This window comes from Streptomyces sp. NPDC007084 (assembly GCF_040703595.1).
Classification (GTDB): domain Bacteria; phylum Actinomycetota; class Actinomycetes; order Streptomycetales; family Streptomycetaceae; genus Streptomyces.
The window spans coordinates 274,798-301,397 of sequence record NZ_JBEYFY010000002.1 but is presented as its reverse complement, the minus strand read 5'-3'; the positions used below and the strand labels follow the sequence as shown (position 1 = coordinate 301,397).

16 protein-coding genes, 1 tRNA gene and 1 pseudogene are annotated in these 26,600 nt (G+C 68.7%); 13 read left to right on the top strand and 5 right to left on the bottom strand.

The window, feature by feature from the left end; all coding sequences use genetic code 11:
• Window positions 1-119 precede the first annotated feature (119 nt).
• The 6 genes and pseudogenes from AB0912_RS03225 (at window position 120) to AB0912_RS03200 (ending at window position 7,043) form a co-directional block, all read left to right on the top strand.
• Entirely contained in the window at window positions 120-1,166 is a 1,047-nt protein-coding gene (locus AB0912_RS03225) for an ABC transporter substrate-binding protein (RefSeq protein ID WP_366696165.1), read from the top strand.
• 81 nt (window positions 1,167-1,247) lie between these two features.
• Window positions 1,248-1,841, top strand: a pseudogene (locus AB0912_RS03220) (siderophore-interacting protein).
• A gap of 187 nt (window positions 1,842-2,028) precedes the next feature.
• Window positions 2,029-3,471, top strand: coding sequence for a lysine decarboxylase DesA (gene desA, locus AB0912_RS03215; protein WP_366696163.1), 1,443 nt, complete (start codon window positions 2,029-2,031; stop codon window positions 3,469-3,471).
• Window positions 3,455-4,732 (top strand): lysine N(6)-hydroxylase/L-ornithine N(5)-oxygenase family protein, encoded by a 1,278-nt coding sequence (locus AB0912_RS03210; RefSeq protein ID WP_366696161.1) that lies wholly within the window; start codon window positions 3,455-3,457, stop codon window positions 4,730-4,732. The genes desA and AB0912_RS03210 overlap by 17 nt, the downstream gene beginning before the upstream one ends.
• Entirely contained in the window at window positions 4,729-5,274 is a 546-nt protein-coding gene (locus AB0912_RS03205) for a GNAT family N-acetyltransferase (RefSeq protein ID WP_366696159.1), read from the top strand. The genes AB0912_RS03210 and AB0912_RS03205 overlap by 4 nt, the downstream gene beginning before the upstream one ends.
• Window positions 5,271-7,043, top strand: a complete 1,773-nt coding sequence (locus AB0912_RS03200) for an IucA/IucC family siderophore biosynthesis protein (protein ID WP_366696156.1) — start codon at window positions 5,271-5,273, stop codon at window positions 7,041-7,043. The genes AB0912_RS03205 and AB0912_RS03200 overlap by 4 nt, the downstream gene beginning before the upstream one ends.
• 93 nt (window positions 7,044-7,136) lie before the next feature.
• Here the strand turns inward: AB0912_RS03200 and AB0912_RS03195 are convergent, their stop codons facing one another.
• The gene (locus AB0912_RS03195; RefSeq protein ID WP_366696154.1) at window positions 7,137-8,786 is read right to left on the bottom strand and encodes a beta-N-acetylhexosaminidase; all 1,650 of its coding nucleotides are present in this window, start codon (window positions 8,784-8,786) and stop codon (window positions 7,137-7,139) included.
• Window positions 8,787-8,905: 119 nt separating this feature from the next.
• Between AB0912_RS03195 and AB0912_RS03190 the strand changes: the two genes are divergently transcribed.
• Window positions 8,906-9,802, top strand: coding sequence for a DUF4429 domain-containing protein (locus tag AB0912_RS03190; protein WP_366696152.1), 897 nt, complete (start codon window positions 8,906-8,908; stop codon window positions 9,800-9,802).
• Between the two features lie 196 nt (window positions 9,803-9,998).
• Here the strand turns inward: AB0912_RS03190 and AB0912_RS03185 are convergent, their stop codons facing one another.
• Window positions 9,999-11,570: a metallophosphoesterase family protein gene (locus AB0912_RS03185; RefSeq protein WP_366696150.1), complete on the bottom strand. Its 1,572-nt coding sequence runs from the start codon at window positions 11,568-11,570 to the stop codon at window positions 9,999-10,001.
• A gap of 164 nt (window positions 11,571-11,734) precedes the next feature.
• Between AB0912_RS03185 and AB0912_RS03180 the strand changes: the two genes are divergently transcribed.
• Window positions 11,735-11,992 carry a hypothetical protein gene (locus AB0912_RS03180; RefSeq protein ID WP_355863081.1) on the top strand — a complete coding sequence of 86 codons (258 nt, stop codon included), beginning with the start codon at window positions 11,735-11,737 and terminating at the stop codon, window positions 11,990-11,992.
• A gap of 13 nt (window positions 11,993-12,005) precedes the next feature.
• The gene (gene glmS / locus AB0912_RS03175; RefSeq protein WP_366696148.1) at window positions 12,006-13,823 is read left to right on the top strand and encodes a glutamine--fructose-6-phosphate transaminase (isomerizing); all 1,818 of its coding nucleotides are present in this window, start codon (window positions 12,006-12,008) and stop codon (window positions 13,821-13,823) included.
• A gap of 492 nt (window positions 13,824-14,315) precedes the next feature.
• On the opposite strand, the gene AB0912_RS03170 is transcribed toward glmS, so the two are convergent.
• Window positions 14,316-14,843, bottom strand: a complete 528-nt coding sequence (locus tag AB0912_RS03170) for a universal stress protein (RefSeq protein WP_366696146.1) — start codon at window positions 14,841-14,843, stop codon at window positions 14,316-14,318.
• Between the two features lie 481 nt (window positions 14,844-15,324).
• Between AB0912_RS03170 and AB0912_RS03165 the strand changes: the two genes are divergently transcribed.
• From AB0912_RS03165 to AB0912_RS03150, 4 genes are all read left to right on the top strand, one after another.
• A complete protein-coding gene (locus tag AB0912_RS03165; RefSeq protein WP_366696284.1) occupies window positions 15,325-15,972 on the top strand; it encodes a hypothetical protein in 648 nt (215 codons plus the stop codon).
• A gap of 383 nt (window positions 15,973-16,355) precedes the next feature.
• Entirely contained in the window at window positions 16,356-17,603 is a 1,248-nt protein-coding gene (locus AB0912_RS03160) for a helix-turn-helix domain-containing protein (protein ID WP_366696144.1), read from the top strand.
• Window positions 17,604-17,756: 153 nt separating this feature from the next.
• On the top strand, window positions 17,757-18,359 hold the full coding sequence (gene orn, locus AB0912_RS03155) for an oligoribonuclease (RefSeq protein ID WP_366696142.1): 603 nt from the start codon (window positions 17,757-17,759) through the stop codon (window positions 18,357-18,359).
• A gap of 108 nt (window positions 18,360-18,467) precedes the next feature.
• A tRNA-His gene (locus AB0912_RS03150) sits at window positions 18,468-18,540 on the top strand.
• 638 nt (window positions 18,541-19,178) lie between these two features.
• Here the strand turns inward: AB0912_RS03150 and AB0912_RS03145 are convergent.
• Together AB0912_RS03145 and AB0912_RS03140 are read right to left on the bottom strand one after the other, a co-directional pair.
• Window positions 19,179-19,961, bottom strand: a complete 783-nt coding sequence (locus tag AB0912_RS03145; protein WP_366696140.1) for a tetratricopeptide repeat protein — start codon at window positions 19,959-19,961, stop codon at window positions 19,179-19,181.
• Window positions 19,962-20,034: 73 nt separating this feature from the next.
• The gene (locus AB0912_RS03140; RefSeq protein ID WP_366696138.1) at window positions 20,035-26,496 is read right to left on the bottom strand and encodes an RHS repeat-associated core domain-containing protein; all 6,462 of its coding nucleotides are present in this window, start codon (window positions 26,494-26,496) and stop codon (window positions 20,035-20,037) included.
• Between the last annotated feature and the right edge of the window lie 104 nt (window positions 26,497-26,600).

Here is a 26,600-nt window from a genome sequence, read left to right as displayed (position 1 = left end):
CCGGTACGTCCGGCCACGGCGCACCCCCGCCCGCTGGACAGGTGATGAGGTTAGGCTAACCTACCTTCGAACTTGTCCGGCGGGCGCTGCGGCGCCCCGTGCCGAAAGCAGCCACACTCATGTCCAACGCCCGTGCCACCCACCTCACCCGTCGCGGCATCCTCGCCGCCGGCGGCGCCCTCGGCCTCGGTGCCGTCCTCGCCGCCTGCGGCGACGACGACGCCTCGAAAAAGGGTGGCTCGGACACGAAGGCCTCCGCCAAGTCCGGCCCCTGGACCTTCAAGGACGACCGCGGCACCACGGTGAAGCTGGACAAGACCCCGGCGAACATCGTCGCCTTCACCGGTGTCGCCGCCGCCCTGTTCGACTACGGCATCCAGGTCAAGGGCGTCTTCGGCCCGACCAAGACCAAGGACGGCAAGCCCGACGTCCAGGCCGGCGACATGGACATCAGCAAGGTGACCGTCCTCGGCAACGAGTGGGGCCAGTTCAACATCGAGAAGTACGCGGGCCTCGCCCCCGACGTGCTGATCTCCACGATGTTCGACGCCGCGGGCACCCTCTGGTACGTGCCCGAGGAGTCCAAGGACAAGATCCTCAAGCTGGCCCCGAGCGTCGGCCTCTCCGTCTTCGACGTGCAGATGCCCAAGCCCCTCCAGCGGATGCTGGACCTGGCCGAGTCCCTCGGCGCCGACGTGAAGTCCGCGAAGATCACCGAGGCGAAGAAGAAGTTCGAGACGGCCGCCGAGCGGCTGCGCAAGGCCGCCAAGGCCCGCCCGGAGATCAAGGTCCTCGCGGGCAGCGCCAGCCAGGACATCTTCTACGTCTCCGGCTCCAACCTCTCCATCGACCTGGAGTACTTCAAGGCGCTCGGCGTGAACATCGTCGAGCCCTCCGCCAAGGCCCTGAAGGCCAGCGGCGGCTGGTTCGAGAACCTGAGCTGGGAGAACGTCGACCGGTACCCGGCCGACATCATCATCATGGACGACCGCACCTCGACCATCCAGCCGGCCGACATCACCGAGGCCACCTGGAAGAAGCTGCCCGCCGTCAAGGCCGGCCAGGTCATCGCGCGCACGCCCGAGCCGATCCTGTCGTACGACAAGTGCGCCCCGATCCTCGACCGGCTCGCCGAGGCCATCGAGAACGCCAAGAAGGTCGCCTGACACCACCCGCGTGTCCCCGACACGACCAGCGCGTCCCCGACACGACAGGCGTGATCCCCTGACGTTCGCTCAGGAGCATGCCTGACGACGGCCGTAGCCGCCCCGTTCCGTTTCTTCGCCCTCCGGGTCGTGACGACGAGGCGGCTCGGTCCGTCTCTGGTCCGGGTGACCTTGGCGGGCCCGACCTGGAGGCGTTCCACTCCGACGGGCGCGACCAGTCGCTCTCCCTCTTCCTGCCGCACCCCGGCCGGCGCGAGCCGGCGGCATCCGCTTCCGGCCGCCGGCCGGCACCGGCCTCGTCGTCCTGTGGGGCGACGAGACGGCGCTGCGCGCGGTCTGCGCCATCCTCGAATCGCTGCCGGCGGGACTGCGCGTCCGCGCCTGGCTGGAGGTCCAGCACACCGGGGACATCCCGGAGACGGTGACGGCGGCCGACGCCGAGATCACCTGGCTCGTCCGGGACGAACACCCCGGCGCGACGGCCCCCTTGGCCCTGGAAGCCCCGCGCGCCGCTCACCTGCCGGCCGCCGAGGCACCGTACGCCTGGATCGCGGGCGAGTCCGGCTGTGTGAAGGAACTGCGCAGGCATCTCGTACGGGACCGGGGCCTCGACCGCCGGCGGGTCACCTTCGTCGGCCACTGGCGCCGGGGCTGACCGAGGAGCAACTGCGGTAGCAGGGCGAGTAGTTGACAGCGCTCGCGGACGCGGCTCGGTGATCCGAACGAGGCGTATGTCACGCGCGGCGGAGGCGGGACCAGGCGGGACGCGTGATCAACTTAGGTTAGGCTAACCTAAGTCGAACGTCGCGACCCGCCCTTTCTCTGTCCCGCTCGGACTCTCCCCCGCACGGAGGACCCCCACATGCGCTCGCACCTGCTCAACGACACCACCGCGGACCGGTACCGCCGCTCCGTGACCGAAGGCGTCGAGCGGGTGGCGGCCAAACTCGCCACCACCACCCGCCCGTTCACGGGTGTCACGGTCGACGACCTCACCCCCCGCATCGAGGGAATCGACCTCGACAAGCCGCTCCACGACACGACGGCCGTGCTCGACGAACTGGAGGAGGTCTACCTCCAGGACGCCGTCTACTTCCACCACCCCCGCTACCTCGCCCACCTCAACTGCCCGGTCGTCATACCCGCCGTGCTCGGCGAGGCCGTGCTCTCCGCCGTCAACTCCTCCCTGGACACCTGGGACCAGTCGGCCGGCGGCACCCTCATCGAGCGCAAGCTCATCGACTGGACCAACGAACGCATCGGCTTCGGCCCCTCCGCCGACGGCGTGTTCACCAGCGGCGGCAGCCAGTCCAACCTCCAGGCCCTGCTGCTCGCCCGCGAGGAGGCCAAGACGGACAACCTCGCCGACCTGCGCGTCTTCGCCTCCGAGGTCAGCCACTTCAGCGTCAAGAAGTCCGCCAAACTCCTCGGCCTCGGCCCCGACGCCGTCGTCTCCATCCCCGTCGACCACGACAAGCGGATGCAGACCCTCGCCCTCGCCCGGGAACTGGAGCGCTGCAAGGAAGCCGGCCTCGTCCCCATGGCCGTCGTCGCCACCGCCGGCACCACCGACTTCGGCTCCATCGACCCGCTGCCCGAAGTCGCCGAACTCTGCTCGCGGTTCGCCGCCTGGATGCACGTGGACGCCGCCTACGGCTGCGGTCTGCTCGCCTCGCTGAAGAACCGCGCCCGCATCGACGGCATCGAACGCGCCGACTCCGTCACCGTCGACTACCACAAGTCCTTCTTCCAGCCGGTGAGTTCCTCCGCGCTGCTGGTCCGCGACGTCGCCACCCTGCGGCACGCCACCTACCACGCCGAGTACCTCAACCCGCGCCGCATGGTCGAGGAGCGCATCCCCAACCAGGTCGACAAGTCCCTCCAGACCACCCGCCGGTTCGACGCCCTCAAGCTGTGGATGACGCTGCGGGTGATGGGCGCCGACGGCATCGGCGAACTCTTCGACGAGGTCTGCGACCTGGCGGCGAAGGGCTGGGAACTGCTCGCCGCCGACCCGCGCTTCGACGTCGTCGTGGAGCCCTCGCTCTCCACCCTCGTCTTCCGCGTCGTCCCCTCCGGCGTCACCGACCCGGCCGAGATCGACCGCGCCAACCTGTACGCCCGCAAAGCCCTGTTCGCCTCCGGTGACGCCGTCGTCGCGGGCACCAAGGTCGGCGGACGCCACTACCTGAAGTTCACGTTGCTCAACCCCGAGACCACGGTGGACGACATCGCCGCCGTTCTCGACCTGATCGCCGGCCACGCCGAGCAGTACCTGGGAGACTCCCTTGACCGCGCTTGCTGACACCACGGACAAGACCTACGACTTCGTGGGGATCGGGCTCGGGCCCTTCAACCTCGGCCTCGCCTGCCTGACCGAACCCATCGCCGAACTGGACGGCGTCTTCCTGGAGTCGAAGCCGTCCTTCGAATGGCACTCCGGGATGTTCCTGGAGGGCGCCCACCTCCAGACCCCCTTCATGTCGGACCTGGTCACCCTCGCCGACCCGACCTCCCCGTACTCCTTCCTCAGCTACCTGAAGGAATCGGGCCGCCTGTACTCGTTCTACATCCGCGAGAACTTCTACCCGCTGCGCGTCGAGTACGACGACTACTGCCGCTGGGCCGCGAACAAGCTCGACAGCGTCCGCTTCGGGACGACGGTCGCGGAAGTGACGTACGAGAACGAGGTGTACGTCGTCCGCACGGAGGCCGGCGAGCTGTACCGCGCCCGGCACCTGGTCCTCGGCACCGGCACCCAGCCCTATGTCCCGGAGGCCTGCGCGGGCCTCGGCGGCGACTTCATCCACAACTCCCGCTACATGCAGAACAAGGCGGCACTCCAGGCCAAGGAGTCGATCACGCTGGTCGGCAGCGGCCAGTCCGCCGCCGAGATCTTCCACGACCTGCTGAGCGAGATCGACGTCCACGGCTACCGGCTGAACTGGGTGACCCGCTCGCCGCGCTTCTTCCCGCTCGAATACACCAAGCTCACCCTGGAGATGACCTCCCCGGAGTACATCGACTACTTCCACGCGCTGCCCGAACCGACCCGCTACCGCCTCCAGTCGGAGCAGAAGGGCCTGTTCAAGGGCATCGACGGCGACCTGATCAACGAGATCTTCGACCTGCTCTACCAGAAGAACCTCGCCGGCCCGGTCCCCGCGCGGCTGCTCACCAACTCCGCGCTGCAGTCCGTGCGCCACGAGAACGGCACGTACACCCTCGGCCTGCGCCAGCAGGAGCAGGTCAAGGACTACGAACTCCAGTCGCAGGGCCTGATCCTCGCGACCGGCTACCACTACACCGAGCCCAGGTTCCTCGCCCCGGTCCGCGACCGGCTGCGCTACGACGCCCAGGGCAACTTCGACGTGGCCCGCAACTACGCCATCGACACCACGGGACGCGGGATCTTCCTGCAGAACGCGGGTGTCCACACGCACTCGATCACCTCACCGGACCTCGGCATGGGCGCGTACCGCAACGCGTACATCATCCGAGAACTGCTCGGCACCGAGTACTACCCGGTCGAAAAGACCATCGCGTTCCAGGAGTTCTCCGTATGACCACCGCCACCGCCATCGGCACCTTCAGCATCCGCCCCCTCGACCCCGTCGGGGACGCCCCCTTGTTGCACCGCTGGGTGACCCATCCCAAGGCCGCCTTCTGGATGATGCAGGAGGCGAAACTGCACGACGTGGAGCGGGAGTACATGGCCATCGCGGCCAGTGAGCACCACGACGCCTGTCTCGGGCTGCTGGACGGCGAGCCCGTCTTCCTGATGGAGCGCTACGACCCCCGTTACGTGGAACTCGTCGGTCTGTACGAGCCCGAGCCCGGTGACGTCGGAATGCACTTCCTGGTCGCGCCGACCGACACGCCCGTGCACGGCTTCACCCGCGCGGTCATCACCGCGGTGATGGAGAACCTGTTCGCCGACCCGGCCACCCGCCGTGTCGTCGTCGAGCCGGACGTGGCCAACAAGGCGGTGCACGCGCTGAACGAGGCCGTCGGTTTCGTGCCCGAGCGGGAGATCCAGAAGCCGGAGAAGAAGGCGCTGCTGAGCTTCTGCACCCGGGAGCGGTTCGAGAAGGCGGTGGCGGCATGACCCTCGCCGACAGCGTCGCCCACCTCTCCCCCGAGCGCTGGGCCACCGCCAACCGTCTTCTCGTCCGCAAGGCGCTCGCCGAGTTCGCCCACGAGCGGCTGATCACCCCGGAGCAGTTGCCGGACGGGCGCTACGAGGTCCGCTCCGACGACGGCCAGACCCGCTACCGCTACACCGCGGTGCGGCGCGCCCTGGACCACTGGCAGGTGGACGCCGCGTCCATCACCCGGCACCGCGGCGGCGCCGAACTCCCGCCGGCCGCACTGGACTTCTTCATCGAGCTGAAGGAGTCGCTGGGGCTGAGCGACGAGATCCTGCCGGTCTACCTGGAGGAGATCTCCTCCACGCTCTCGGGCACCTGCTTCAAGCTGACCAAGCCGCAGATCCCGGTCCGCGAGCTGGCGGACGCCGGCTTCCAGGCGATCGAGACGGGGATGACCGAGGGCCACCCCTGTTTCGTCGCCAACAACGGGCGCCTCGGCTTCGGTGTGCACGAGTACCTCGCGTACGCCCCGGAGGCCGCGAACCCGGTCCGGCTGGTGTGGCTGGCCGCGCACCGTTCGCGGGCCGCGTTCACCGCCGGGACCGGCATCGCGTACGAGTCGTTCGTGCGGGACGAGCTGGGCGCGGAGACGGTCGAGCGGTTCGCGCGGACGCTGTCGGGGCAGGGTCTGGACCCGGGCGACTACCTGCTCATCCCGGTCCACCCCTGGCAGTGGTGGAACAAGCTGTCGGTGACCTTCGCCGCCGAGGTGGCCCAGCGGAACCTGGTCTGTCTCGGCGAGGGTGACGACGAGTACCTGGCCCAGCAGTCGATCCGGACGTTCTTCAACACGACGAGCCCCGAGAAGCACTATGTGAAGACGGCGCTGAGCGTCCTCAACATGGGCTTCATGCGCGGTCTGTCCGCCGCGTACATGGAGGCGACCCCGGCCATCAACGACTGGCTGGCGCAGCTCATCGAGAACGACCCGGTGCTCAAGTCGACGGGTCTGTCGATCATCCGCGAGCGGGCGGCCGTCGGCTACCGGCACCTGGAGTACGAGGCGGCCACCGACCGGTACTCGCCGTACCGCAAGATGCTGGCCGCGCTGTGGCGGGAGAGCCCGGTGTCCTCGCTCCAGGAGGGCGAGAGCCTCGCCACGATGGCGTCACTGGTGCACGTCGACCACGAGGGGGCGTCCTTCGCGGGCGCGCTGATCGAGCGGTCGGGGCAGACGCCGGTGGAGTGGCTGCGCGACTATCTGCACGCCTACCTGACGCCGCTGCTGCACAGCTTCTACGCGTACGACCTGGTCTACATGCCGCACGGCGAGAACGTCATCCTGGTCCTTGCGGACGGGGCGGTGCGGCGGGCGGTGTACAAGGACATCGCCGAGGAGATCGCGGTGATGGACCCGCAGGCGGTGCTGCCGCCCGCGGTGGAGCGCATCCGGGTCGAGGTTCCCGAGGACACGAAGCTGCTGTCCATCTTCACGGACGTCTTCGACTGCTACTTCCGTTTCCTGGCCGCGCAGTTGGCCGAGGAGGGCATCCTCGGCGAGGACGACTTCTGGCGCACGGTCGCCGAGTCGGTGCGCGCCTACCAGGAGGCGCATCCCGAACTGGCCGACAAGTTCCGGCAGTACGACCTGTTCGCCCCCGAGTTCGCGCTGTCCTGCCTCAACCGGCTCCAGTTGCGCGACAACCGGCAGATGGTGGACCTGGCGGACCCGTCGGGCGCGCTCCAGTTGATCGGCACCCTGAAGAACCCGATCGCCGGGTTCTGAACCACGGGCTCCCCGAGCCCTCATGGACAGGCGGGCGCCCCGGAGACGGTCCTCCGGGGCGCCCGTCGGCGTGTCCGACCAGGGCATGTCGCCCTAACCGGCGGGCCAGGGGACCTGGGGCGAGCGGTAGTAGCCGATGCCGAGCGCGTCCCAGCGCGGGGCCTGCGCGGCGAGGCGCTGCTTGTAGGTGTCCCAGTCGTGCGTCGAGGCGGGCGACCAGCCGAGTTCGGCGGCTCCGGGCAGCCTCGGGAAGGCCATGACGTCGATGTCGGCGGAGGTCGTGATCGTCTCCGTCCACAGCGGCGCCTCGACGCCCTTGACGGCGGAGGCGGGCACCCCGGCGAGATAGCGGCCGGGGTCCCAGTCGTAGGCCCGGCGCACCTCGACCAGTCCGGCCCAGTCCTGGCCGAGCGGGGTGTCGGCGGTGTACTTCATGTCGAGGTAGAGCCGGTCGGCGGGCGACAGGACGATCCCGGTCCCGTTCCGCGCGGCCCGCGCGACCTGCTCCTTCTCGGCGGCGTCGGTGTCGTCGAGCCCCCAGTACTGGGCGATGGCGCCCTTGGCCGGGGTGGCGCCGGTGAGCTGGTGCCAGCCGATGACCTTCTTGCCGTACCGGGCGACCAGCGGCTGCACCTTGTCCATGAAGGTCACGTAGTCGGCGTGGCTGGTGGAGTGGGCCTCGTCGCCGCCGATGTGGAGGTAGCGGCCCGGGGTGAGCGCGGCCAGCTCGCGCAGGACGTCGTCCACGAAGTCGTACGTCACCGCCTTGTTCACGCACAGCGAGCTGAAGCCGACCTCGGTGCCGGTGTAGAGCGGCGGGGCGACTCCGTCGCAGTTGAGCCGCGGGTACGAGGCGAGCGCGGCGTTGGTGTGGCCGGGCATGTCGATCTCCGGGACGACCTCCAGGTAGCGGGAGGCGGCGTAGCGGACGATCTCGCGGTAGTCGGCCTTGGTGTAGTGGCCGCCCGGTCCGCCGCCGACCTGGGTGGAGCCGCCGTAGGCGGCCAGGCGCGGCCAGGAGTCGAGGGCGATGCGCCAGCCCTGGTCGTCGCTGAGGTGCAGATGCAGGGTGTTGATCTTGTAGAGGGCGAGTTCGTCGATGTAGCGCTTGACCTGGGGGACGGTGAAGAAGTGCCGGGAGACGTCGAGCATGGCGCCCCGGTAGCCGTAGCGCGGGGTGTCCGTGACGGTGCCGCCGGCGACCGTCCAGGGCCCGGGCTGGACGGTCTTCTTCTCGACGGCGGCGGGCAGCAGTTGGCGCAGCGTCTGGACGCCGTGGAAGAGGCCGGCGGGGCGGCCGGCGGTGATGGTCACGCCGGTTCGGCCGCTGGTCAGGCGGTAGCCCTCGGCGCCGAGGCCGGTGCCGCCGAACCGCAGCCGGATCGCGCCCTCCCCGTGGGTGGTGACGGGCAGCCGGTAGCCGGTGGAGGGCCGCAGGACGCCCGCGAGGTAGGCGCCGACCTCGCGGACCGCGCGGGAGCCGTCGACGCGGATACGGGTGTCCCGGGTGATGCGGTACGGCGTGCCGCCCGGGGTGACGGAGGCGGGGGCCGGGACGACCCGGCTCAGCGGGGTCGTCCCGGCCGGGGTGGTGGGGCCGGCCGGGGCGGGGACTGCCTGTGGGGCGGGGGCCTGCCGGGTGGGGGCCTGCCGGGTGGGGGCCGCTCCGGCCAGCGAGATACCGGCCGCGGTCACGAGCAGCAGCGTTCCGAGCAGTCGGGGCGTTCTGTGGTGCTGTCTCACCTGCGCTCCCTTCGGTGCCCGGCACGGGGAGCCGAGCGGCCCTGGGGGGCGGGCCGCTCACCGTGCCGGCGCAGTGGTCGAGACCACTCTCCCGCAGTCGCGGTGGAACAATCCCCCGCATGGCGGAAATCATCCAGCGGGACGGCACCTGGGTCTTCGACGGCGACGCGCTGCGGCTGACCCCGGGACGGGACAGGAACGTCGGTCTGCTGCGCAGGGAACTGGGTGAACTGACCGTCCCGCTGGGGGCGTTGGCGGGCATCTCGCTGGAGCAGGGCAGGAAGTCCGGGCGGCTGCGGCTCCGGCTGCGCGACGGCGCGGACCCGCTGCTCCAGGCGACCGGCGGCAAGCTCGGCGAGCCGCACGATCCCTACCAACTGAGCGTCGAGGCCGACCGGTTCGGCGTCGCCGAGTACCTCGTGGACGAGGTCCGCAACGCGCTGCTGCTGGACGAGGTGCCCACGGGGCCGGTCGACGGCTATCTGCTCCCCGGCCCGGCGGTCCCGCTGTCCGCCTCCGCCGGGGACGGCTCGGCGGCCTTCGACGGCGAGACCGTACGGCTGGAGTGGAACTGGAAGACCGAGGAGGCGAAGTCGGCGGGCGGGGCGCGGACGCTGGCCCTCGGCGACATCACGGCCGTCGAGTGGCATCCGGCGGTCGGCCTGGAGAACGGCTGTCTGCGGTTCACCGTGCGCGGCACCCGGACGAAGGCGCCGCCGAAGTACGACCCGAACGCGGTCGAGCTGTGGGGTTTCAAGAAGGACCCGCTGATGGCGCTGGTCGCGGCGGCGGTCCAGGCCCGCCTTCCGCACCCGGCGGCGGCACCGGAGACGCGGGCCGCCCGGCCCGAGGAGGCGACGGAACCGGTCCGGGCGGCGGTCCCCGGCCCGGCCGCCGAGCCCGATCACGACGCCCTGCTGCGCAGGCTCCGGGAACTGGGCGAGCTGCACCGGGAGGGCGTTTTGACGGACGAGGAGTTCACGATGGCCAAGCAGGCGGTCCTCAAGCGTCTGTGACGGCGCCGGACACGGACCGAGGACCACCCCCCGACGGGCTCGACACCCGCACGCCGCAGTCCCTGCACGCCCGTACACCCGCGCGCCGCAGTCCCTGCACGCCCGTACAACCCGTAAGAGCCGCGCCCCACACGCCCGCACGCCCCGCGCTCAGGGCACACGGGGACGTACGGGCGCAGCGGACGTACCGGGGTGGTTACTTGGCGCGGCGGGCGACCGTGAAGTGGTCGACCTCGGCACCGGTCTCCGCGATGCCGCGCACCTTCAGGGTGGCGAGGCGTCCCCGGGAGGCGGGGGTGACGTCGACGCGCAGGAACGAGTAGTTGAGGTAGCGCACCCGCGACCAGGTGACCGTCTCGTTCTGCTTGCCGTCCTTGAGGTTGACGAAGGAGGCCACGGACTCGACCTCGTTCTCCTTGCCCTCGTAGGACTCCGGCGCGGTGAACGCGTAGAGGCTGCGGCCGGCCGCGCCCGCCGTCACGTAGACGACACCGTCGGTCTCCGGGTAGGCGGTGCCGCCGATCGGGAGCTTCTTGGTGACCGCGTTGTTCTTGATGACGTCGGTGCGCTCGTACTGGTGGTTGTGGCCGTTGATCACCAGGTCGACGGTGTACTTCTCGAACAGCGGCACCCACTCCTGTCGCACGCCCCCCTCCGAGGCGTGCGCCGTGGAGGTGCAGTACGCGCAGTGGTGGAAGAAGATCACGATGAAGTCGATGTCCCGGGCGGCCCGGTACTTCTTGAGCCGGCTCTCCAGCCACTTGGTCTGGGTGCCGCCGGAGATGCCGAGGTTGGCCGGGATCTCGAAGGAGATGTCGTTGGCGTCCAGCGAGATGATCGCCGTGTTGCCGTGGACGAAGGAGTAGACGCCGGGCAGGTTGGCCGCGTCGGGGCCGTTGTCGGGCAGCGTCCAGCGGGCCTCCTCGCCGCCGTAGCCGTTGGGCGAGTACCAGGCCTCCATGTCGTGGTTGCCGTAGGCGGGCATCCACGGGACCTGCTTGGCGACCGTCTCGGTCTGGGCGAGGAACTGGTCCCAGATCCGCGAGTCGAAGCCGGTGTCCTCCTTCTTGCCCGCGCCGGACGGGTCCGCGTACGCGATGTCGCCGGCGTGCAGGTGGAAGGCGGGGTTCTGGGCGAGCAGCAGGGCGTCGTTGGCGAGGCCGTGGTAGCCGACGCCCTCGTCGCCGAAGGCGGTGAAGGTGAAGGGCTCGGCGTGCGCGGGGGCGGTGGTGAAGGTGCCGAGCGTGCCGAGCAGGTGGGGGGCGGCCGGGTCGAAGCCGGCGTGGCCCACTCCGTAGTAGTAGGTCTTGCCGGGGCGCAGGTGGGTGAGCTTGGCGTGCAGGTAGTACTGGGTGTGGTCGCCGCTCGCGCCGACGCCGGCCGGGGTGTAGAGGGTGCGGACCTCGGCCTCGATCTTGCGGGAGAGGTCCCAGGGGTGGGCGCCGATACGGATGTAGGGCTTGCTGACCGCGGTCGGGACCTGCCAGGAGACGGTCATCTCGGTGCGCGGGTCGTTGCCGAAGGCGAGGTGACGGCCGAAGGGGGCGACGAGCGCGCCGTCCACCTTCTCGGTGGAGGGGGAAGCGGCGGGCCGGTGCGCCGGGACCGCCGCCTGGGCGACGGCGCCGGGCACGAAGGCGCCGCCGGCGACTGCGCCGAGGGTCACGGCGCCGCCTCTGATCATGTTGCGCCGGGAGAACTTGGCGCGCAGGTACTCGTGCTGCTCGACCATGCTCATCTTCTCGGCGAGCCGCTCGGGTACGCCCATGCGTGGAGTGTCCATGGCTGAAGAAGTTGCTCTCGGCAGTCGACGGGGTGCAAGACGCAGGATGGACAGCTTGTAAACAGCGGTCCATAAGAGTTTCAACTACCGCTTGCCCGATATCGGGCAGAATTCTTGCACATCGCCTTCCGGTACCCCAGGATCAACGGGTGCACGACGAACTTGTTGATCATCTGACGCGGTCCACGCCCCTGAGCCGGGGCGAGGCGCTGCGCGTGGTCCAGGACGTGCTCGCCTGGTTCGACGAGACGACCGAGGAATACGTCCGTCGCCGCCACCGCGAACTCCAGGCGCAGGGCCTGGTGAACGCGACGATCTTCGAACGGATCGAGGCGGACCTGAAGTACCGCGCGGTCGCACCGCCCGAGCTGAGCCTCCGGCAGTTGCGCCGCATCGTCTACGGCTGAGGAATACGTATATATGTGCGGGATCGTCGGATACATCGGCAGGCGTGACGTGGCGCCGCTGCTCCTGGAGGGCCTGCAGCGCCTGGAGTACCGCGGTTACGACTCGGCGGGCATCGTCGTGACCTCCCCGAAGGCGGCCGGCCTGAAGATGGTCAAGGCCAAGGGCCGGGTCCGCGATCTGGAGGCCAAGGTCCCCAAGCGGTTCGCGGGCACCACCGGTATCGCGCACACCCGCTGGGCCACCCACGGCGCCCCCTCCGACGTGAACGCGCACCCCCACCTCTCCGCCGACAGCTCGGTGGCCGTCGTGCACAACGGCATCATCGACAACGCCTCCGACCTGCGCAAGAAGCTGGAGGCGGACGGCGTCGAGTTCCTCTCCGAGACCGACACCGAGGTCCTCACCCACCTCATCGCCCGCTCCCGGCAGGAGAAGCTGGAAGACAAGGTCCGCGAGACCCTGCGGGTCATCGAGGGCACCTACGGCATCGCGGTGATGCACGCCGACTTCCCCGACCGCATCGTGGTGGCGCGAAACGGCTCCCCGGTGGTGCTCGGCATCGGCGAGAAGGAGATGTTCGTCGCCTCGGACATCGCCGCGCTGGTCACCCACACCCGCCAGATCGTCACCCTGGACGACGGCGAGATGGCGACCCTGAAGGCCGACGACTTCCGGACCTACACCACCGAGGGCACCCGGACGACCTCCGAGCCGACCACCGTGGAGTGGGAGGCCGCCTCCTACGACATGGGCGGCCACGACACGTACATGCACAAGGAGATCCACGAGCAGGCCGAGGCCGTGGACCGGGTGCTGCGCGGCCGGATCGACGACCGGTTCTCCACGGTCCACCTCGGCGGCCTGAACCTGGACGCCCGCGAGGCCCGGCAGATCCGCCGTGTGAAGATCCTCGGCTGCGGCACCTCGTACCACGCGGGCATGATCGGCGCCCAGATGATCGAGGAGCTGGCGCGGATCCCCGCGGACGCCGAGCCGGCCTCCGAGTTCCGCTACCGCAACGCGGTGGTCGACCCCGACACCCTGTACGTCGCCGTCTCCCAGTCCGGTGAGACCTACGACGTGCTGGCCGCCGTGCAGGAGCTGAAGCGCAAGGGCGCGCGGGTGCTCGGCGTGGTCAACGTCGTCGGCTCGGCGATCGCCCGCGAGGCCGACGGCGGCATGTACGTGCACGCCGGCCCCGAGGTCTGCGTCGTCTCCACGAAGTGCTTCACCAACACCACCGTGGCGTTCGCGCTGCTCGCCCTGCACCTCGGCCGCACCCGCGACCTGTCGGTCCGCGACGGCAAGCGGATCATCGAGGGCCTGCGCAAGCTGCCCGCGCAGATCTCCGAGATCCTGGAGCAGGAGGACGAGATCAAGAAGCTGGCCGAGCAGTACGCCGAGGCCCGCTCGATGCTCTTCATCGGCCGCGTCCGGGGCTACCCGGTGGCCCGCGAGGCCTCCCTGAAGCTCAAGGAGGTCTCGTACATCCACGCCGAGGCCTACCCGGCCTCCGAGCTGAAGCACGGCCCGCTGGCCCTCATCGAGCCGGCGCTCCCCACGGTCGCGATCGTCCCCGACGACGACCTGCTGGAGAAGAACCGCGCCGCCCTGGAGGAGATCAAGGCCCGCAGCGGCAGGATTCTGGCTGTCGCGCACCAGGAGCAGGAGAAGGCCGACCAGACCATCGTCGTCCCGAAGAACGAGGACGAGCTGGACCCGATCCTGATGGGCATCCCGCTCCAACTGCTCGCCTACCACACGGCGTTGGCACTCGGCCGGGACATCGACAAGCCGCGCAACCTGGCCAAGTCGGTGACCGTCGAGTAGACGTCCCGTCGCCTTCGAGTGGACGTCTACTCGACCCTCGGGTGGACGTCCCCGTCACCGTCGGGTGGACGTCCCCGTGACCGTCGAGTGGACGTCCACCGTGACGGTCGGGCAGACGCTCCGTCATATCGGGTGCGGGCAGATGAACTTGAGCCTCGCGGGCCGGGTCGGACATGAACGGTCCCCGTGCGCGCCACCTGCGCACGGGGACCGTTCCCGAAGGGCCGGAGCCGCCCATGCCCCGGCCCGCGCCGATCTCAGCCGGTGGCCGTCACACCCCGGCCGCGGCGCGTCGCGGCGGTCCGGGGCGGCGTCGATCACGGTGCTGTCCGGTGCGGTGGACATCGCGTCCCGGCGGTCGCCGCCACAGGGACCGGCGTCCGTTACATTCCCCCCACCAGGGCGTGAACACCCGCTACGCGCCGGTAGGTTGACCGGCGACCGGGACCTCGGGGGGTTGGTGTTGACGATGCGTCAGCAGATGACAGCGCGTCAGGGGATGACGATCACCGGGCGCTTGGCACGCTTGGCGAGACGCCCCGCGACCGAGCCGAAGATACGGCCGACGATGCCGTGCGTGGAGCCGACGACGATCGCGTCCGCCTCGTACTCCCGCCCCACCTCTTCGAGTTCGTGGCAGATGTCCCCGCCGCGCTCGACCAGGATCCAGGGCACCTCGGAGAGGTAGTCGGCGCAGGCGAGTTCCAGACCGAGCACCTCGGTGCGGTGGTCGGGGACGTCGACGAAGACCGGCGGTTCACAGCCCGCCCAGACCGTGGTGGGCAGCCGGTTGGCCACGTGCACGATGATGAGACCCGAGCCGGAGCGATGAGCCATGCCGATCGCGTAGGCGAGGGCACGCTCGCTGGACGTCGAGCCGTCGAAACCGACGACGACGCCGTGCTGGAAGGCGGGATCGCAGGACTGGCGCGGTGCTTCCGCCGCCAGGGGCTCGGCCGCCGTGGGATCGGCGAGCGGGCGCTTGCGGTCCGCGTGATCGAAGAATTCGTGACCGGCCATGGTTGTCTCGGCGTCTGGATCCTCGTGGTGGGGACGACAACGATCGGCAGAGCTGTGTCCGGGAACTGTCTTCCCGACCCCATACCCCCAAGGGTACGGCGGCACGCCTCCTCTGCCCAGATCCCGCGCGCCTTACGCGGCGTTCCAGGGAGCATGCATGAGAGGCGCCCGTAACGCAATGGTTGCTGCCCCGTACAGGCGGTTTGCGAGGGGTTCACCCGGGGAGGGACGCTTTTCCATCCGTACGGGCGAGAAGGGGCCTCCCGCCTGGCCGGGGGCTCCCCGCTCCCCGCTCCCCGCAGGGGCGCCTATCCGGGATACGGGTTCCCTTATACGGGATACGGGTTCCCTTTCTCCCCTGCCGGACGGCGGACGCGGGCGGCCGGGCAGTGACCGGGCGGTCGACCAGGCGTTGAACCCTGCGCGGCCACCGCCATGGAGAGCATGGAGAACAACAGGAGTACGTACGAGGGAGCAGAACGTGCCCGGACCCGACACCGCCCCCCACCCCTCCACCCCGTCACCGGCCGCGCCCCACCCCGGACCCCGGACCGCCACCCCCCGCCCACCGGCGCCCGGCCCCGACACGGTGAGCGAGGTGGTCCGCTGGGCCGCCTTCAGTTGCGTCCTGGTCCCCGTGGTCCTCTTCTGGTACGGCACCTCGGCGGCCGGCGCGACCGGCACCGCCCTCGGTCTCGCCGCCGTGACCGGGGCCTGCCTGGTACTGCTGCGCCGGTCGGAGCGGGGGGCGGCGGTGCTGCGGGAGCGGGAGGCGACGGAGGCGTCGGCCTCGGCCCCGGCGTCGGGCTCGGCCCCGGCGTCGGACTCGACCCCGGCTTCCGCTTCTGTTACCGCCACCGCCACTGCCACCGCGCCCGCGTCCGCGCCCGCCGGGCAGTGGACCCCGCAGCAGCGGAGCCGGCACGGAAGGATGGCGCCGGGGGCGGGGCAGGGGCCGGTGGCGGACGCGGGGCGGGTGGGCGGTGCGGTGGCCGGGGGCGACCAGCGGGGCGGCAGCGGTACGGGAGCGCGACGCGGCGGGCGTCACAGCGCGGGAACCCCGGGGAACGCGGGCCTCGCGAGAAACGCGGGAGCCGCCGGAAGCGCCGGAAACCCGGCCGCCGACTGACCGGTTTGCACGTACTCCTGCGCTTCTTTTCAGCCAACTTCTCGTTATGGCCGATCCCTTGCTCGAACGACCCCCCAACCCCCGTTCCACCTGCACTGACAGGGGTGAGGAGGGCGCACACACCCTACGTGGATTGGCCACCGCCACGAGGCGCACTTCCCTGCGCGGCCCGCGAGTGCAACGCTTCGTGATCGAATGCTTCACGCCAAGTTGCCATGTCGACATTCTGCGGAGTACCGATCTGGTCACCTTGGCGCCACGGGACACAGTAGATTCGATCTTGTCTTACGGCGGGGGACTCGTGCAGGACCGAGGGGAAACGTGTTGGAGCGACAGACCCGAAGGGACCAGGGCGCCGCGACCACCGAGGGGGGCTTAGCGGGATGAGCCACGACTCCACTGCCGCGCCGGATGCCGCGGCCCGGAAGCTGTCCGGGCGACGCCGCAAGGAGATCGTCGCGGTGCTGCTGTTCAGCGGCGGCCCCATCTTCGAGAGTTCCATACCGCTGTCGGTGTTCGGAATCGACCGCCAGGACGCCGGCGTGCCGCGCTACCGCCTTCTGGTGTGTGCCGGCGAGGAAGGCCCGCTGCGGACCACAGGGGGCCTGGAACTCACCGCACCACATGGCCTGGAAGCGATCTCCAGAGCCGGCACGGTCGTCGTGCCCGCCTGGCGGTCGATCACCTCGCCGCCACCCGAGGAGGCGCTCGACGCGCTGCGCCGCGCCCACGAGGAGGGTGCCCGCATCGTCGGACTGTGCACCGGCGCCTTCGTGCTGGCCGCGGCCGGTTTACTGGACGGCCGTCCGGCGACCACCCACTGGATGTACGCGCCGACGCTGGCCAAGCGCTATCCGTCGGTGCACGTCGATCCCCGCGAACTGTTCGTGGACGACGGCGACGTGCTCACCTCGGCGGGTACGGCGGCCGGAATCGATCTGTGCCTGCACATCGTGCGCACGGACCACGGCAACGAGGCGGCCGGCGCGCTCGCCCGGCGCCTGGTGGTGCCGCCCCGGCGCAGCGGCGGCCAGGAGCGCTACCTCGACCGGTCGCTGCCGGAGGAGATCGGCGCCGACCCGCTGGCCGAGGTCGTCGCCTGGGCGCTGGAGCATCTGCACGAGCAGTTCGACGTCGAGACGCTGGCGGCGCGCGCGTACATGAGCCGCCGCACCTTCGACCGCCGGTTCCGTTCGCTGACCGGCAGTGCTCCCCTGCAGTGGCTGATCACCCAGCGGGTGCTCCAGGCGCAGCGGCTGCTGGAGACGTCCGACTACTCGGTCGACGAGGTGGCGGGCCGGTGCGGCTTCCGCTCGCCGGTGGCGCTGCGGGGCCACTTCCGGCGCCAGCTCGGGTCGTCCCCGGCCGCGTACCGGGCGGCGTACCGCGCCCGCCGGCCACAGGCGGAGCGGGCGGTGGAGGCGGAGAGCGCGCCGGGTCCGGTCGGGCCGCCACCGTCGGTGCACCAGGAGCATCCGGGCCCGGTCCCGATGCAGACCCGCCGCACCGCGGCGGCCGGCGCGCTGGGCGCGGCGGCGCTGTCCGGGGAGGCGCTGCGCGAGCGGCCCGAGCGGCCCGAGCTGTATGTGGCGGGCCGGCCGAGCCTGCCGGGCCAGCGCAGCGCGCCGTAGTCCGGCCGTCCCACGCTGTCGGGGGCCCGCACCTGTCAGGGTGCGGGCCCTCTCGCGTACGGGCCCCCTTGCGTGCCGCCCGGCGCGACCCGGCGCGCTGGCCCGGCGCACGGGCGGGTCCACCTGGCCGGGGCGGGCCGTAGGGTGAGACACATGAACGATCGCATGGTGTGGATCGACTGCGAGATGACCGGGCTCTCGCTGTCGGATGACGCGCTCATCGAGGTGGCCGCGCTGGTCACCGACTCGGAGCTGAACGTGCTCGGCGACGGAGTGGACATCGTGATCCGCCCGCCGGAGGCCGCGCTGGAGACGATGCCGGACGTGGTGCGCCGAATGCACACCGCCTCCGGCCTGCTGGAGGAACTCGCCGGGGGCACGACCCTGGCGGACGCCGAGGCGCAGGTTCTCGCCTATGTACGGGAGCACGTCAAGGAGCCCGGCAAGGCGCCGCTGTGCGGGAACTCCGTCGGCACCGACCGCGGCTTCCTGCTCCGCGACATGCCGGCGCTGGAGAACTACCTCCACTACCGCATCGTCGACGTCTCCTCGGTGAAGGAGCTGGCGCGCCGCTGGTACCCCCGGGCGTACTTCAACAGCCCGGACAAGAACGGCAACCACCGCGCCCTCGCCGACATCCGCGAGTCCATCGCCGAGCTGCGCTACTACCGCGAGGCGATCTTCGTCCCGCAGCCCGGGCCCGACTCGGAGACCGCCCGCGCCATCGCGGCCCAGCACGTCGTACCCACGGAGTAGGCCTTTGCCGGGGCCCTCCCGGGCCCCGCAAAAAGCCGTGCGCGAGCACCCCTGAAGACCCTGTACACTTTTTCTCGGCCGGTCGGAGAAACACCAAGACCGGACATGGTGGGTGTAGCTCAGTTGGTAGAGCACCTGGTTGTGGTCCAGGTGGCCGCGGGTTCAAGTCCCGTCACTCACCCTACGAGATAGGCCCCTGGCCTGCGAAAACGCAGGCCAGGGGCCTATCTGCCGTTTGGCCACGATTCGAACCACGGCCGTCCATCCGCGATTCGAGTCGTCCCGGGAAGGAGCGGTAGCCGCGAGCCCGCCCAGAATCTCACTTAACGCATGCACCCAGTAACGCGTTCGGTGCCTTTCGTGCGTCGATCCTGCGCTGAGTGACGGGTCCTGATCAGACTCATGGGCCCGTCCGCCAGGAGGGCGGCGGTGCCGCGGAGGCGGCGTAAGACGTCACGACACTGACGCCGAAACCAGTGCTCACCGGCGCCCGGGCGCGCGGCGCGGGGGCTCGATGAACCAACGGCGGAAGCGCGGGGCAGGGTCGCCGCGTTGTCGAGGACCAGCAGCCGAGCCACCTCAGCCGCGACCAACAGGAACGCCCAACCCGACGCACTTGACGACCCGTCACCGCGTTGCAGGCCGTTGGCCAGTCGGAATGCCAGATCGCATCATGCCCGGCCACTCGGACGGACGGCCTGATCACACGTGGTTCGGACAGCGCATCGGCGATCACCGGCGCCCTGCACCGGGCCCGCGAGACAACGCAACATCTGTTCAGCATGCAAAGTGCGTTGCCCCGGGGCGCTCCCTGCCGCCTCAGCGGCGAGCCCGCCTGATGAGGGACTCGCCCTCAGCATCACGATTCGCCCAGGCAGCGGCTTCCCTGATTTCCTCGTCGGTCATCCGATCCGCCATCTGGTGTGCCTCGTGCATACCGTCACCGTCTCCGATATCCAGGAGTTTCAGGAAACAGCCGAGGGCTCGGACCAGATCGACGTCTCCACCGACGCCGTCACGGCACATCGGGGCAAGTTCCTTGAGGCCGACGTACGCGCCCTGATCGACCGACAGTTCCATGTAGCGTCGTGCTGCCTTGTAGTCCCGCTCTGCCAGCTTGATGTCTCCGAGTTGCCAGGAGGCCGTGCCCTCTCCGGCCCCTGACGCTGCTTCGAGGTAGTGGAGGGCCTTGTCCCGGGACTTCGGCACCACATCTCCCCTGAGGTACATGGCGCCCAGGTTGTACTGCGCCGCACTGTCACCCTCGTCAGCGGCGGCCTGGAACAGCTCTACGGCCTTCTCGGGGTTCTTATTACCACCCAGACCTCGGAGCAGCATGTACCCGAGCCCGCGTAGCGCTGCGACATTCCCCGCCTTCGCGGCCTGTCCGAAGTACCAGCGCGCGGCTTCGTACTCCTTCATGTACTCAAGCGCGATGCCGCCAATCAATTCCTGGAACTCGGGGTCACCCGAGTCCGCGATTTGGCGTACTTCCGGGTACAACTGCTGCAGGCGCTTGGCCGCCTCAGCGTTATGGGATCTCGTTCCTCGGACCGCCTCACGAGCTTGCTCCAAGAGCTTCTTCTTGTAGGCGCGATCCACTGTAGCTCCAAGATGAAAGAGAAAAGACGTGTTCGCGAATTGTAGCACGAACACGCCTTTCTCTATCGAGTTATCACTGCGGTCTGAATACGTACAGTCCGCTCGGATCAAGAACCCATTGCGACTGTCCCGTATCACGAGCGAAGTCCGTGAATCCTTGAAAACAGTTGTCGCACATGGGCTTCGTCACTACCACTGGGCTTCCTGGGCTCAACGTGACCGCCTGCTTCTCCGCGTGGCTGAGGTAGTAGGCACCGTCGCCGGCTGCGTTGTCCATGAAGAAAGGCTGACGTTTCTGCATGTCGAATAGGGTGCCGACTTCCCCGACATCGGGTCGGGCGAAACCGTCGGGTGCGAGTTCACCGTAGCCGCTGAGGGTGTAGTTGCCGTCGGAATAAGCTGCGGTCTTCCCTTCAGGGAAGGCGGGGAAATTCAGTTCGCGGGGCAGCTTCTTGGGAAGGTTATCCAATCCGTCGATGCCCTCCAGCAGGACCTTGCCACCCTTGAACCCCTTGCCGAATATCGGCACGGCACCAGCCAGCGCAAACCCACAGCCGAGCTTGGACGGGTTTTGAATGCAGTTGGCTCCACCGATGAACCCGGTCGGGTCCAGCATCGAGATGACAGCGCCGGCCCGGATCTGTCCCGGGGTCAGGAATCCAGGGCACGAGGTTCCGCCGATGGTGGATCCGCACTGGCCCGTGTTGACGGCCGGCGTGAACATCGCCGCCTGGAGCTGCATCTGGCAATAAGCGTCGCAGTAGACCGCGTTGGGGTCGTAGTAGTCGTAGTGCGAGGTCTCCCAGGGATACTTCTCCTCCCATGTCTCCCCTGATGAGAAGTCGGGAGCGGCGTGGGATTCCTTGAAGCGCATCTCCCCGTCGCACGAGTCTCCTTCACAGGAGATCTGGTTCGACAGACCGGACGGGTCGGACGTGGTGACCGGGTTGTTGTCCGAATAGCTGTAACCATTGAGCGACTGGTGTTGTTCGAGAGTCAGAAGCGGGTCGACGCTGATGAACTGGCCCGTTGAGGGATCGTATTCACGTGCCCCGACATGGGTGAGGCCGGTTCCAGCGTCCGTCGGCATGCCGAGGAACGCCTTGTCGTCCGGCCAGACACCGACAGTTGCTCCCCTCGGGGTGCCGAAGGGGGTGCTGTAGCGCTTGGTCAGTGCCTGGGTGGAGTCAGCGGTGACAGCGATCGAGCTGGTGCCGTGCTGGTCGGCGGCGAGGAAGCTGAGCTTCTCCGTGCCGCCCCGGTTGGTACGCAGAGCGATGGTGGAACCAGCTGCGGTGTAATACCGGTTTGCCCACTTCTGGCCCGACTTCAGATGGACCTCGGTGGCACCGAGGTACAGCACCGTCTCTCCGGCGCTCGCGGTGTCACGCCTGATGAGGAGCGAACCATCGGCATCGTAGATGTATTCGGTGGCTGTCGTGCCCTCGGTGAGCTTTGCCAGCTTGCCCTCGCCGTTCCAGTCCAGGCTCTGGCTGGTGCTGGAACCGGTCTTCTCCACACGCTTCTCGGTGTTGCCAGTGTCGTCGTAGGTGTACTGCGCGGTCACGCCCGTGCAGGTGCTGCCGGTCGTGGTGGCCGTCAGCGCATGCGGCCGGGTCGCGCCGTAGCAGTAGGTGGTGGTGACCGGGGTGGCGGTGTTCTGCTTCTCGGATTTGCGCTGTCCGGACGTGGTGTACGTGTACGACGTCCAGTACGGTGCCGGGCCGGCGAGGTTGGCTGTCGTACGGCCGGAGGCCGCACAGTCGGTGGTCTTCGGCGTCCACGCCTCGGTCAGATGTCGCTGGGCGTCATAGGCGAAGCACTGGTTGTCCGTGCCGGCGCCGATGTTGGCGCCGTCGGATATCGATGTGACGTTGCCAACCTGGTCGTAGCCGTAGCTGAGGTTCTGGACAGCACCGCGGGTCTGGTCGTCCACCGCGGCGTTGAGGAGCCGACCAGTGCCCTTCTCGTACGTGTTGGTGACGAAGACCCGCTTGGTCCCTGTTGCCGTACCCAGCTGAAGCTGGCCGACCTGGCTCAGCGCGGTGTAGTCGGTCGCGAGCAGGTATCCGGTCTTGCCGGACAGCTCATTGTTGAGCCCGGCGCTGTTGTAGCGGTACTCCAGGGTCTCTGCGGCGAGCCCCCCGGCGGCGGGTTCCTTGCTCGTCCCGACGGTGCCGTCGAGGCGGTACGTCGTCTCGACCGTGCTGGTCCGCGCGACGGCTTCGGAACTCACCAGAGGGTCGTCAGAGGGAAGGGTGACACTTGTGCTGGTCGGCCGGTACAGATTGTCATAGGCGGTGGTCTGCCGGGTGTAGGCCTTGCCCTTGACACCACCCTCGTAGCGGATGGAAGCGGTCGCCTGGCCCTTGGCCACGCTGTCGAACGTCCAAGCGGCGAGCTTGTTGTCATCAGTACGACTGGTTTGCCACAGGCCCGTCTTGCGGCCGAGTTCGTCGTATCCGTACAGCAGACTCCGGTCCTCGTCATCGGTCGTGGTGTCGACCTGGTCGAGTTCGGTGTAGGTGGTGACAGTGGTGCCCTTGTCCGGGTCGACCGATTTCACCTGACGACCGAACAGGTCGTACGCGTACGACCATTTGGTGTCATCGGGGCCGGTGATCGTCTCCTGCTTGCCGTCTGGCGTGTAGGTGTACCGAACCCTTGTGTACGACGTACCGGTGGTGGCGCCGTAGGCCGTGTCGTTCGGTGCCGTGCCCGCATAGGTTCGGGTCTCGGCGGTGCGCCCCAGAACGTCCGTGATGGTACGGGTGGCGTTGCCGCCTTGGGCGGCCGTGGTCGCCGTCGAATCGCCGGTGTAGGTCGTGGTCGTCGACCACTTGTTCACGCCGTCTACCAGCAGGGTGGAGGTGGTGGCGCGCTCGGCGCCGTCGAACTCCGTCTCGGTCTGGCTCCCACCACCGTATGGAGTCTGCGTGTATGTGCTGCTGGGGGCAGTGGTGTTGTCGTAGACACCGGCGTAGGTCTCGTAGGCCAGGCCGCGGCTGTCGTAGCGGGTGTCGGTCAGGATCCGGCCGCCTTGGGGTGACGGGCTCTGTGTCTGGAGGGAACGCAGTTGCGAGTCGAACAGGGTGTACGTCGTGGTATAGCTGGCGCCGTCGGCCTTGAGCGTGGCCACAGAGGACCAGGGCGCCTTGTTGCGCTCCAGCCCGTAGGCGTACTTGATGTTCGGCGTGTCATTGGCCGACCTGGATCGGCTGGGCAGCCAGGACGCCGTGATCCGGCCGAGCGCGTCGTACGTGTTTTCGGTCCGCTTGGCGTTCGCGTCGAGGACGTAGCTCTCCGTGCCGCGCGCCGGATCGTAGACCGTGGTCGTCTGGTGCGCCTGGCCGTTGGAGGCGAGCTTGGGCTTGGTGATGACCTTCGTGGTCATCGGCCCCGCAGCAGCCGGGTAGTAGGCGGTGGTCGTGACCCGGCCTTTGGCGTCGGTAACCGTCAGTGGTCGGCCGAGCTTCGCCGCCGCCGTGTCGAAGGTGGTCGTGGTCATGGTCTGCCAGCCGGTGGCCGGCAGAGGGTTGCGCTCGGCGGTACCGGAGGCTGCCGGGTAGGCCTTCGCACGGCCCGTCCAGGTCGCCAGCCCGAGAGTCGGGAGCTGATCCGGAACCCAGCCGGTGGCCGAGGGGTTGTCGAACACCGTCGCCATGTCGGACAGGACGTCGCCACGGGAGGCGGAGCTGGCAGGGAGCGCCAGCGAAGCGTCCGTTGTGGCACAGGACTTGGCGACGGTGCGGGTACGCGATACCAGTGCGGTCAGGCCCTTGGCATCGTTGCGTGCGTACCAGGTCCGCGTGCAGCTCTCGTCGCCCGTGGCCGACCAGTCGCCGTGGTTCTCGACCATGGTGACCATGCCGTACGTCGAGTCGTATGTGTTCGACGTCGCCGCGATACGCCACTTCTGGGCAGCTGTCAGGTACGTATCGCTGTACGTGCGCCCGGTCCTGACGAAGTACGCCTTGATATTCGCGTACGACTTCTGCTGGCTCGCTGTCTGTCCGGACCACAGGTTGTTGACCGTGGTCGAGATCGCGGTCGCACCGTTATAGGTGATCTCCTGGCGCAACTGGCCCGCGTAGTAGTCGTAGTCATTGGCGTCGGCGACGTCGAGGTTGTCGGTCGTGACCCTGGCCACGTTGTCCAGGTCTATGCCCTTGACAACCGCCGTGCGGGCGGTGCCGTCCTTGCGCCTATCGCCGTTCATTCCCTGCATGAACAGCTTCACTGTCTTGGAACGGATCGCCCCGACGTCACCCTTGTACACGGTGACCTTCTGGTAACCGCGCCAGATCGACCAGGTGCGTTCCTTCTCCTTGGTGAAGGGATCGTCGTTGTAGTGCCAGCCGGGGGTTGAGTACTCGTACGACATCTGCGTGCCGGGGTTGCCGGCGCCCGGGTCGTTGGTGGTGATCGCGGTGACGCGATACTTGTGGAACCAGTCCAGCTGCGGGTCGCCGCCGTTGATGTTCCAGTAGACCGGATAGCAGGACAGATCGTTGTCGTCCTCGACCGCGGGCATCATGCTGCCGCGCACGCACTCCGGGTCCGAGAAGGTGACCGAGGTGATCGCGCCGGTCTCGGAGACGACCGAGGCGATGCGCGGCCGGGTCAGGGCCAGGATGTCGTCGCTCGTGGAGTCGACCCTGTTCGGACGCTGCTGGTAGGTGAACTCCACCGGCGGGAGGCCTTTGTCCGTGCCGTTCTTTCCGGTCCGGGTCAGGGACTTGAGGACCAGCACCTGATCGGAGCTGTTGCCGATGTCCTGGCCGTCGAAGAACTCCTGGTCCAGGGTGTAGGAGTCGACGGGCAGGAAGGCGTCCGGCTCCGCAGCCCGTGACCAGAAGTAGGTGTTGATCGACGTCAGCCGCTTGCGCGTGAAGAAGGACGGGCCCATGGCCAGACAGTCGTCCTCGCCTGCCGAGCATATCGCGTCGAACGGGACATCTGGCCAGTTGTCGGACGTGTCCTCCGTCAGTGAGGAACAGTCCGATGCGGTGCAGCGCTCCTTGTAGGTGAACGTCACCTTGTCGGAGACGGGGGCCGTGAACAGGGAGTCGCCACGCTGCCCGTAGCGGATCTCTTCCAGGTAGCCGCCGCGCGTATAGGAGGCCAGGGTGGTCTTGTCGCCGTTCTTGGCGTAGTGGTTGGTCTCCGCCGCGTACCAGTACGTGGACGCGTTGCCATGCAGGTCCTTGACCAGGTCGAGATTCCAACGCCAGGCCTGCGTCTCCGAACGGCCTTTGAACTCGGTGCCCTTGTCATAGCCGGGCTCACCGCTGTCGTCACCGAAGACCGGGACGGTCCAGGTGGAGTTGGTGCGCTCGCTGCCCGCACCGGGGAGCTTGTTCAGGCCGAAGGTATAGGTGGTGCCGTCGCCGGTAACGATCTTCCAGTACTCGCCGTTGGCGTCACCGTTGTCCGCGTCCGTGAGGCGGGTGACCTTGGAGGCGTCGTCGTCCTTCAGGTGCCAGACGCCGGTCGTGTCGTCCTTGACCAGTTCGGTGGCCTTGCCGTTGAACACCAGGGAGGCGTTGTCGTACTTCCAGCACAGGTCGCTTTTGTCATCCTGGCCGTCATCGTCGCAAAGACCGTACTTGCGCTCGATGTACGAAGAGGTCAGATCGAAGCCCTCCCCGACCAGGGAGCCCTGGTTGTTGGTGTTGGCCGTTCGCCCGTCGATGCTCCCGGAGTCGTAGGACAGAGCGAGGGACGGCGCCGGCCCCGCTGCGGCGGGCGGCGTGGCGATCGGGTACGACCAGGAGAACGACCCGGATGAGGCCCCGGCCTGCCAACTCGACGAGGCGGACAGCGGCGTGGCCTCGTAGTCACCCGAGCCGGCCGTGGACGTGGTCGCCGAGGTAGCCGCCAGAGCCATGACAGTGGGAGTGGCGGTGGAGGTCACCGAGGTACGCGCGGTGACCTTCTGCCCGATGACGTCATTGTCCGAAGCCACGGGCGTGGTAGTGCGGCAAGCCGCTTTAGTGGGGGTCGCGAGGGCACAGCCCGAGAGCTTGACCAGGCCCAACCGGGAGGACCAGTTACCACCCACCGCTGAGGCGAACGAGCTGTAGTCGACGGTGACTTGCGCGGCACCCGGTTTGTCTGCCGCAACCGTGAAGACTACGCCGGTCACGCCCATCCGCCGGGTAGCCCGCTGGTCGAGGATCGCGACCTTGGCCGTGCCTGAGGCCGACGCGGCGCCCGCCTTCGCCGGCTTCACCAGAACCAGGGCTTTTGTCTCCTGTGTCCTGGAGACGCCGGACAGATCCGTCGTCGACGAAGAAGCCTTCGGCCACGCCGCCGCACGTTCCGCGCGAGCCGACTGCACCAACTTCTCGTTGGCATTCTTCTGCTGGGCCACCTTGGCCCGCGCGGCCTTGGCCCGGGGAGTGGTGACCTGCCGTACCTTGGCGGCCTTGACCCGGGGTACTTCTGGGCGTCCCGGCAGTTCCGCTGCCGACGCCAGCGGTGTCAGCGAGGCCGGGACCGACAACACCGCCGTAAGGAGTACGGTCAACACGCTCCGCCGGGCACGTCGGCCGGGTGGATACAGGCGAGGGAACACAGCGAGTTCTCCAAGAAGGTGAAAACGGCTGCGGTGCCCGCCCCGCCCATATCAGGGGT

Coding starts and splice junctions, on each gene's coding strand:
- AB0912_RS03185 (WP_366696150.1), bottom strand. CDS start 11,570: ATGGGCGTACCCGAGCGGCTCGCCGAGAAGATGAGCATGGTCGAGCAG.
- AB0912_RS03170 (WP_366696146.1), bottom strand. CDS start 14,843: ATGGCCGGTCACGAATTCTTCGATCACGCGGACCGCAAGCGCCCGCTC.
- AB0912_RS03160 (WP_366696144.1), top strand. CDS start 16,356: ATGAGCCACGACTCCACTGCCGCGCCGGATGCCGCGGCCCGGAAGCTG.
- AB0912_RS03200 (WP_366696156.1), top strand. CDS start 5,271: ATGACCCTCGCCGACAGCGTCGCCCACCTCTCCCCCGAGCGCTGGGCC.
- orn (WP_366696142.1), top strand. CDS start 17,757: ATGAACGATCGCATGGTGTGGATCGACTGCGAGATGACCGGGCTCTCG.
- AB0912_RS03205 (WP_366696159.1), top strand. CDS start 4,729: ATGACCACCGCCACCGCCATCGGCACCTTCAGCATCCGCCCCCTCGAC.
- desA (WP_366696163.1), top strand. CDS start 2,029: ATGCGCTCGCACCTGCTCAACGACACCACCGCGGACCGGTACCGCCGC.
- AB0912_RS03190 (WP_366696152.1), top strand. CDS start 8,906: ATGGCGGAAATCATCCAGCGGGACGGCACCTGGGTCTTCGACGGCGAC.
- glmS (WP_366696148.1), top strand. CDS start 12,006: ATGTGCGGGATCGTCGGATACATCGGCAGGCGTGACGTGGCGCCGCTG.
- AB0912_RS03225 (WP_366696165.1), top strand. CDS start 120: ATGTCCAACGCCCGTGCCACCCACCTCACCCGTCGCGGCATCCTCGCC.